Origin of the sequence: Micrococcus sp., assembly GCF_030523875.1 — a bacterium.
In the GTDB taxonomy this organism is placed as follows: Bacteria; Actinomycetota; Actinomycetes; order Actinomycetales; family Micrococcaceae; genus Micrococcus.
Map to the genome: position 1 here is coordinate 1 of NZ_JAUNHR010000087.1, position 8,483 is coordinate 8,483.

The 8,483-nt window shown below is 74.5% G+C and carries 5 protein-coding genes and 2 pseudogenes; 3 read left to right on the forward strand and 4 right to left on the reverse strand.

Annotation, left to right across the window (positions count from 1 at the left end; all coding sequences use genetic code 11):
* Nucleotides 1–659: pseudogene (locus tag Q4D18_RS09995) on the forward strand (hypothetical protein); the annotation flags it as partial.
* 88 nt (nt 660–747) lie between these two features.
* Here the strand turns inward: Q4D18_RS09995 and Q4D18_RS10000 are convergent.
* The 4 genes and pseudogenes from Q4D18_RS10000 to Q4D18_RS10015 all read right to left on the reverse strand — a co-directional run bounded on the left by Q4D18_RS10000 (nt 748) and on the right by Q4D18_RS10015 (nt 5,654).
* Complete coding sequence (locus tag Q4D18_RS10000; RefSeq protein WP_303127928.1) at nt 748–1,092, reverse strand: hypothetical protein; 345 nt, start codon at nt 1,090–1,092, stop codon at nt 748–750.
* 14 nt (nt 1,093–1,106) lie between these two features.
* Nucleotides 1,107–2,585: pseudogene (gene sucB, locus Q4D18_RS10005) on the reverse strand (2-oxoglutarate dehydrogenase, E2 component, dihydrolipoamide succinyltransferase); the annotation flags it as partial.
* Between the two features lie 43 nt (nt 2,586–2,628).
* Nucleotides 2,629–4,008, reverse strand: a complete 1,380-nt coding sequence (lpdA, locus tag Q4D18_RS10010; RefSeq protein ID WP_303127930.1) for a dihydrolipoyl dehydrogenase — start codon at nt 4,006–4,008, stop codon at nt 2,629–2,631.
* A 110-nt stretch (nt 4,009–4,118) separates the two neighbouring features.
* Complete coding sequence (locus Q4D18_RS10015) at nt 4,119–5,654, reverse strand: leucyl aminopeptidase (RefSeq protein ID WP_303127931.1); 1,536 nt, start codon at nt 5,652–5,654, stop codon at nt 4,119–4,121.
* 240 nt (nt 5,655–5,894) lie between these two features.
* Here Q4D18_RS10015 and Q4D18_RS10020 point away from each other — a divergent pair, with 240 nt between their 5' ends.
* Both Q4D18_RS10020 and Q4D18_RS10025 read left to right on the forward strand, forming a co-directional pair.
* Nucleotides 5,895–6,878, forward strand: coding sequence for a PAC2 family protein (locus Q4D18_RS10020; protein WP_303127934.1), 984 nt, complete (start codon nt 5,895–5,897; stop codon nt 6,876–6,878).
* 37 nt (nt 6,879–6,915) lie between these two features.
* Nucleotides 6,916–8,097: a DUF4192 family protein gene (locus Q4D18_RS10025; protein ID WP_303127937.1), complete on the forward strand. Its 1,182-nt coding sequence runs from the start codon at nt 6,916–6,918 to the stop codon at nt 8,095–8,097.
* The last annotated feature ends 386 nt before the right edge of the window (nt 8,098–8,483 follow it).

The window sequence follows — 8,483 nt, forward strand, 5'->3', positions numbered from 1 at the left end:
GGGACGGCCGCGCGGCGGCCGGGCCGGCGCCGGGCGGTGGACGTGCGCGACGGGCCGCGGGCGTGGCGCTGGCCGGGGTCGTCGTCGTCGGCCTGGCCTCCGGGGCGGCGGTGCTGACCCGGGAGGAGCCGGCTCAGGAGCCTCCGGCGGTCGCGGCGTCGCCCGCCCCGGGCTCGACAGCCCCCACCCCGACGGCGTCGGCCGGTCCTGCCTCCGCGACGTCCGTGCCGGCGACGTCCTCGGGGTTGTCGGCCTCCGCCACGGGGGAGGCACCCGCAGGAGAGGCGCTCCAGGACCTCCTCGACGACCTGGCCGAGGGGCGCACCGCCGCCCTCGCCGACCCGCGCCCCGACCGCCTCACCGGCTACGCGGCCGCGGGCGGCCCGGCCTGGGAGCGGGACCGGGCCATCCAGGAGGAGCTCGCCGCGGGCGGCTACGCCTTCTCCGGGCTCGTGGTGAGGCTGAGCGCCGAGGGGGACGCCGTCGACGCCGTCTCCGGGCGGCTGACCGTGCCCGCGCGCCTGACCATGAGTCCGCACACCGTCCTGGACGAGACGGGCGCCGTGGTGGACGAGGTGCCCGGATCGGAGGAGGACGTGCTGCTGACGCTGGTGCGGCAGGGGACGGGGTGGCTCGTCCACGCGGTCGACCCGCGCTGAGCGCCGGGACGGCCGCACGCAGGCGGCGTGGACCGAGGGACGCCGTGGGCACGGCGTGGGGGCCGCCCCTCGGGCGGCGGTCAGCGGCTCAGTTCCAGAGCGTGGCGATCAGGATGTTCACCAGGCCGAGGCCGCCGACGGCGTGGGCCAGGCCCGTGGGCACCAGCTCGCCGCGGTTGGACCTGCGGCGGCCCAGGAGGGCGGCGACGAACACGATGACGCCGATGAGGAACTTGATCCCCAGCTTCATGTGGTCCGGCTCGCCGGTCATGGCCCAGCCGAAGAGGGCGGCACCGGAGACGATCATCGCCACCGAGCCCCACCACTGCGAGCCGGTCACGGTCGGGTTCCTGAAGTGGGCGAACCAGCCGCCCACGATCGCGGCGGCGGCGATGATGTGCACCGCCACCAGGACGCTGTAGAGGATCTCCATGGGCGCTCCTCCCGTCAGAGGCCGAGCTCGGCCGCGAACTCGCCGCCCTCGAGGCGCTGCTTCAGCGACTGGAGGAAGCGGCCGGCGTCGGCGCCGTCGACGAGGCGGTGGTCGTACGTCAGCGACAGGTACATCATGTGCCGGATGGCGATGGTGTCGTTGCCGTCGGCGTCGGCCACCACCATGGGACGCTTCACGATCGCGCCGGTGCCCAGGATGGCCACCTGCGGCTGGTTGATGATCGGCGTGTCGAACAGGGCGCCCACGGAGCCGATGTTCGTGATGGAGAACGTGCCGCCGGACAGCTCGTCTGCGCCGATCTTGTTGGTGCGGGTGCGCTCGGCGACGTCGGCGATCTTCTGGGCGATCCCGGCGAGGTTGAGAGTCCCGGCGTCCTTGATCACCGGCACCAGCAGGCCGCGGTCGGTGTCCACCGCGATCGCGATGTCCTCCGAGGCGTGGTAGGTGATCTCCTTGTTGTCCTCGGAGAAGGAGGCGTTCAGCTTCGGGTGCTGCTTGAGCGCCTCGGTCACCGCCTGCGTGATGAACGGCAGGTAGGTGAGCTTGACGCCGTTCTTCTCCTGGAAGGAGCCCTTGGCCTTGGACCGCAGCTGCACGATGCGGGTCATGTCGACCTCGTGCACCTGGGTCAGCTGGGTGGACAGGTCCAGGGACTCGCGCATCCGCTGGGCGATGACCTGGCGGATCCGCGGGGCCTTCTCGGTCTCGCCGCGGGGCGCGGAGGCGGCCGGGGCGGCCTTCTCCTGGCCCGCGTCGGAGGACGCGGCCGGGGCCTGCTCCGAGGAGCCGGCGTCCGCCGAGGAGGCCTGGGAGGCCAGCGAGGCGGCCAGCACGTCCTGCTTGCGGATGCGGCCGCCCACGCCCGTGCCGCGCACCGTGGACAGGTCCACGCCGTGCTGCTTGGCCAGGCGGCGCACCAGCGGGGTCACGTAGCCCTGGCCCGGCTCGGTGGCCGTGGGGGCGGCGGACACCTGCTCGGCGGACTCCTCCTGCTCCGGGGCGGACTCGGCCTTCGAGGCCTCCTCGGAGGGGCTGGTCTCGGGGGCGTCGTCGGCCGGGGCCGCGCCGGCGTCCTCGGCGGCCTCCTCGGTCTGCTCGCCGGTCGGGGCCTCGGTGGCCTCGTCCTCGATCTCCTCGGCGGAGGGCTCCTCGTCGCCGGAGGCGGCGGCCGGCGCGGAGCCGCCGGAGCCGGAGCCCACGCGGGCCAGGACGGCGCCGACCTCGACGGTCTCGTCCTCCTCGGCGAGGATCTCCTGCAGCACGCCGGCCACGGGGGAGGGGATCTCGGTGTCGACCTTGTCGGTCGAGACCTCGAGCAGGGGCTCGTCGACGGCGACCTCGTCGCCGACGGCCTTGAGCCAGCGGGTCACGGTGCCTTCGGTGACGGACTCACCGAGGGCGGGCAGGGTGACTTTCTCAGACATGTCCTGTTGCTCCTCACGGGTGGCGGCGCCGTGGGCGCTCGCCGGGGTCGGGTGTGGGTCCCACGCGCGGACCCGGGATGATTCGGTGGGGTCAGCCGTGCAGGGGGTGGCCGAACAGGGCCATCGCGGCCTCGCCGAGCGACTCGTTCTGCGTGGGGTGGGCGTGGACGAACTGCGCCACGTCCTCCGGGTAGGCCTCCCAGTTCACGATCAGCTGGGCTTCGCCGATCTGCTCGGAGATGCGCTTGCCCACGCCGTGCACGCCCACGATGGGGCCGTTCTTCTGCCGGACCATCTTGATGATGCCGCCGGTGCCGAGGATGGAGGACTTGCCGTTGCCAGCCAGGTTGTACTCGGCGACCTCGACGTTGTCCTTGCCGAACTTCTCCTCGGCCTTGGGCTGGGAGTAGCCCACGGACATGATCTCCGGGTCGGTGAAGGTGACCTTCGGGATGTTGACGTCCTCGACGACCATCGGGTTGTTGCCGGCGATCTCCTCGGCCACGAAGATGCCCTGCTGATAGCCGCGGTGGGCCAGCTGCAGGCCGGGCACGATGTCGCCGACGGCGTAGATGTTGCCCACGCCGGTGTGCAGGCGCTCGTCGGTGATGACGAAGCCGCGGTCCAGGGTGATGCCCTGCTCCTCGTAGCCCAGGCCCTCGGTGTTCGGGCCGCGCCCGACGGCGACCAGGCAGATCTCCGCCTCGAACTCCTTGCCGTCGGCGAGGGTGACCTTGACGCCCGAGTCGGTCTCCTCGACCTTCTCGAAGAAGGTGCCCAGGTTGGACTTGATGCCCTTCTTCTTGAACTCGCGCTCCACGACCTTGATGATCGCCGGGTCCTCGTTCGCCACGAGGTTCTTGAGGCCTTCGATGATGGTCACCTCGACCCCGAAGGAGTTCCACAGGGACGCGAACTCGGAGCCGATCACGCCGCCGCCGAGCACGATGGCGGACTTGGGGGTGTAGTCCAGCTCGAGCGCTTCGGTGGAGGTCATGATCTTCTTCGAGATCGGCAGGCCCATGGTCTTGGACACGGAGCCGGAGGCCAGGACGATGTTCTCGGCCTTGTAGCGGGTGCCGTCGACCTCGATCTCGTTCTTGGAGACGAGCTTGCCCTCGCCCTCGATGACCTGGACCTTCTTCATCTTCATGAGACCGGTCAGGCCCTTGTGCTTGCCGGCGACGATGCCGTCCTTGTACTCGCGGACCTTGGCCATGTCCACGGAGTCCAGGGTGGCGTTCACGCCGAACTTCTGGGAGTGGCGGGTCTCGTCCGCGACCTCGGCGGCGTGGAGGTAGGCCTTGGTGGGGATGCAGCCCCAGTGGAGGCAGGTGCCGCCGAGCTTGGCCTTCTCGATGAGGCCCACGGTCATGCCGTACTGCACGGCGCGCAGCGCGGCGGCGTACCCGGCGGAGCCACCGCCGAGGACGAGGACGTCGAATTCCTGAGCGGTTGCCGAATCGGCCACGGTGATGCTCCTTGGTGTCGGGTGGGAGGGAGTCGTTGGCGTTGGCCACCGCACCGACGCCGGCCCGGGATCGGCCGGGCCGCGCCGGTCAGCGGCGTCTTCAGGCCACCTTACCCGGCACGTCCGGCGATGAGGCCCATCAGGGTGCGCACCATCACGCCGGTCGCGTCGCGGGGGGTGTAGCCGTAGGGGGAGGACTCGTTGAACGAGGGGCCGGCGATGTCGATGTGCGCCCACGGGGTCGGCGTCTCCGCCCGCTCGTCCGCGCCGCGGCCGGCGTCGACGAACTCGCGCAGGAACGCTGCCGCGGTCATCATCCCGCCGAACCGCTCGCCCATGTTGGAGATGTCCGCCACACGGGAGTCGAGGGAGGAGCGCAGCTGCTCCGGGATCGGCATGGGCCACGCCAGCTCGCCGGCGGCGTCGGCGGCGGCCACGACCTCGTCGCGCAGGGCCTCGTCGCCCATCACGCCCGTGTGCCGCACGCCGAGGGCCACCAGCTGCGCGCCGGTGAGCGTGGCGATGTCCAGGACGGCGTCGGGGCGCTCGTCCGTGGCGGCCACGAGGGCGTCGGCCATGACCACGCGGCCCTCGGCGTCGGTGTTCATGACCTCGACGGTCTTGCCGCCGTACATGGTCACGACGTCGGAGGGGCGGATCGCGGTGTGCGAGGGCATGTTCTCCGCCAGGGCGAGCCAGCCGGTGACCTTGACGGGGATCCCGAGCTCGGCCGCGGCGCGGACCACGCCGAACACCGTGGCGGCTCCGGCCATGTCTGACTTCATGGTCATCATCGAGGCGGCGGGCTTGAGGGAGATGCCGCCGGTGTCGAAGGTGATGCCCTTGCCCACGAGCGCGATGTGGGCGCGCGCGTCGGCCGGGGCGTGCTCGATCCGCACCAGGCGCGGCGGGCGGGAGGAGCCCTGGCCGATCGCGAGGATGCCGCCGAAGCCCTCGGCCGCGAGCGCCTCCTCGTCCCAGACCTTCACGCTGACCTCGGAGCCGTCCAGCTCCTCGCGCACCGTGTCCGCGAAGGAGGCGGGGTAGAGGTGGGACGGGGCGGTGTTCACGAGGTCGCGCACGGCGCACACGGCGTCGCCGACGACGGCGGCGCGCGCCAGGGCCTCGGCCGCGGCGTCCGCCCCGAGGGGGGTGACCACCTCAATGCGCGCGACGGGAGCGGACGACGCGGCGGCCTCGCGGGCGGCCGCGGACTTCAGCGCGGTGAACGTGTAGGCGCCCATCGCGGCCCCCTCGGCGACGGCGGCGAGGCGCTCGGGCGTGTCGGCCGGCAGCGCGAGGGCGACGGCCTCGGTCCCGGCCAGGGAGCGCACGGCGGCGCCGGCGGCGCGGCGCAGGGGCTCCAGACCCGGGGCGCCGTCGTCGTCGAGGTCGCCCACGCCCACGAGCACGAGCAGGGGCCAGCGCGAGCCCGCGAGGCCGGGCAGGCGGTGGACCTCGTCCGGCCGGGCGCGCACGCCCAGCAGGTCGAAGGAGTCCTCGAGGGCGGAGGCGGCGTCCGCGGGGAGGGCGTCGGTCAGCAGCACGGGGCCCTCGGACCCGGCGCCGACGCCGACGACGACCGCCGAGGCGGAGACCTCCTCGAGGGCTCGGGCGGTGAGCGAGGGGCGGTCCTTGGAGATCACGGGGGTCCTTCCACGAGGGGTCTGGGGTGGCGCGCGGCCGCTCGGGGCGGGCGGGCGCAGTCGGCGTCATCCTAGCCAGGCCGGTCCCGCGGGCGGCAGGGCGCAGCGGCGCGGAATAGCGGGCCCGGTCCGCTCGGTTGTGCTCCGGGACGGCGCGGCGGCGCCTCGGCCGAGAGGTCGTGCCGCCGGCCGGCCCGCCGGCCTCCGCCGGGGGGACAAGACCACCGGAAGGCGGCACTCGTGCTGGATCCCACGCAGCTCTACTCCCGCGCCGACGGCGATGCCGCCGTGCCCGCGGGCCTCGGCCTGCTGGTCACGCTCACGGGCCACCTCGACGCCGGCCACGTCGGCCGCCAGCTGCGCTCCGCCCTGCGCGAGCACCTGACCCACCGGACCGTGGCGTCCTTCGACCTCGACCAGATGCACGACTACCGGGCCCGGCGCCCGCGGGTGCGGTTCGCGCACGACCGCTACACGGACCTGCGCCTGCCCACCCTGTCGGTGGACCTCGTCGAGGACCTCCTGGGCCGGCCCTTCCTCCTGCTGGCCGGACCGGAGCCGGACCTGCAGTGGGAGCGGTTCACGGCGGCCGTCGTCGGCCTCGCCCGCGAGTGGGGCGTGGACACCGTCACGTTCGTGGACGCCGCGCCGCTGCCGGTCCCGCACACCCGTCGGGTGGGGGTGACCACGCACGGCACGCGCACGGACGCCCTCGAGGGCCTGTCCACGTGGAGCCCCGAGGCCGACGTCGTGGCGGGGGCGCTGCAGATGCTGGAGCTGCGCGCGGGGGAGGCGGGCCTGGCCACGGCCGGGTACACCGTCCACGTGCCCCACTACGTGGCCGAGGCCGCGTACCCGCCCGGCGCGGTGGCGGCGCTGGAGTACGTGGGGGCCGCGATGGGCCTGATGATGCCCACGGACGAGCTGCGCGACGCGGCCCGCGAGGTCGAGGCGGAGATCGAGCGCCAGGTGGCGGCCTCCCCGGAGATCCAGCAGATGATCACCGGCCTGGAGAAGAACCACGACCAGAACGCGGAGGAGCAGGAGCGCTCCCTGCTGGAGTCGGCCGAGGGCCTGCCGGACGGGGACGAGATCGCCTCCGCGGTGGAGGAGTACCTGGCCCGCCGGGACGAGTCCGTCCAGCCGCGGCCGCCGGTGACCGGGCCCACGCCTCCTGCACAGGACGACGACGGGCCCGCCCCGTCCACCGACCGCGAGGGCTGAGCGGCGCACCGGGGCGGTGCGGGCCCAGGCTAGGTGCATGGACCATCTCACCGGACCCGCCTCCTCCCTCCCGCCGCACGAGACGGGCGTCGACCCCGCCGAACCGGGGCCCGACGCGCCCGCGGACGCCATGGCCCCGCCGGTCCTGCGTGCCCGAGGGGTGGACGACCTGCTCGGCTACGCCGGCCACGTCCTCGGAGCGCTGCGCCCGGGCTCGCTGGTCCTGGTGGCCCTCCACGGCACCGTGCTGGGGGCCGTGGTGCGCGTCGACCCGCCCTCCGTGGCGGCGGGCGGGGGCGGGGACCCGGAGCGCTGGGCCGAGGCGGTGGCCGACGTGCTGGCCCGGGACCGGGCCGCGGACGCCGCCGTGGCCCTCGAGGTCGTCCACGACCGCCCCCGACTGCCCGGGCGGACCGCCGCGCCGGGCTGGCACGCCCCGCTGGCCCTCGCCCTCGCCGCCCGGGGCCGCCCCCTGCGGGAGGGGTGGACCGTGCGTGGGGGACTGGCCCACCCGTGGCCGGGGGAGGGGACGTCCCACGACGAGGGTGGGCCGCGTCCGGACCGCCCCGCCGCCGTCGCGGTGGACCCGGGCGCCTCGGCGCTGTCCCTGCACCTGATCGGCCGCGGGTCCGTCTGGGGGCTGCGGGCCGACCACACCCGCGTGCCCGCACACCGACCATCCGGCCCGGCGGAGGAGTGGGAGCGGCACACCCCTGCCCTCGGGCCCGCCGACCCCGCCGCCCTCGAGGCGTGGCTCACCGACTGGGAGCGGGCCCTCTCGCCCGGGGCGATCCCGGCCTGGGCGGACGTGTCGACGGACGCGCGGCGGGGCGGCCCCCTGGTGCGGGCCTGCTGGCGCGACGCGCTGCTGCTCCATGCGGCGTCCCGCCCGGGCGCCGTGCCGGACGACCCGATCCGCCGGGCCGCCGTCCTGACCGGGCGGGCCGCCCAGGCACCGGACTGGCGGCGGCTGGACGCCCTCTGGACACGGCTGCGGGAGCTGGCCGTCCGTGCCCCCGCCGGGCATGCGGCGCAGGCGCTCACGCTCGCGTCCTGGATCGCGTGGGCGCGTGGGGAGGGCTCTGCCGCCGGCGCCCACCTCGAGGCCGCCGCCGCCCTCGCCGCGCCGGACGGCCTGGGGCGGGTGCTCGACCGTCTGATCGGGGCCGGCGTGGTGTGCGACTGGGCGGCGGACCCGCGGCGATGCTGGCGGCCCTGAGGCGGGGCGCGTGGGAGGATGGCGGGGCTCGATGCGGACCGCTCCGGCGGATGCGCGGAAACCTCGACCGCCTGGAATAGACCCCGCGGGCGCGGCGTTGTGAGCACGAGAGACCCTGGCATCCGCTCGGGGCCTCGGCGTGAGCCGTGGCCGTGTGCGGACTTGACAGGGTCACACCTAGTTGCAGTGCAGTGCTCCGCGCCGTCCGGGCGTGGACCCGAGGGAAAGGCCACGAGTGACCACGTCGACGACCAACGGCGAGAAGGACGGCCGGAAGGCCACCGCGTCGCGATCCGCACGGCGCTCCGCCGCGGCCGAGGAGTCCACCGGGACGGCCGCGAAGCGGACCACCGCGGCGAACAAGGCCACGACCGCCAAGGCCTCCA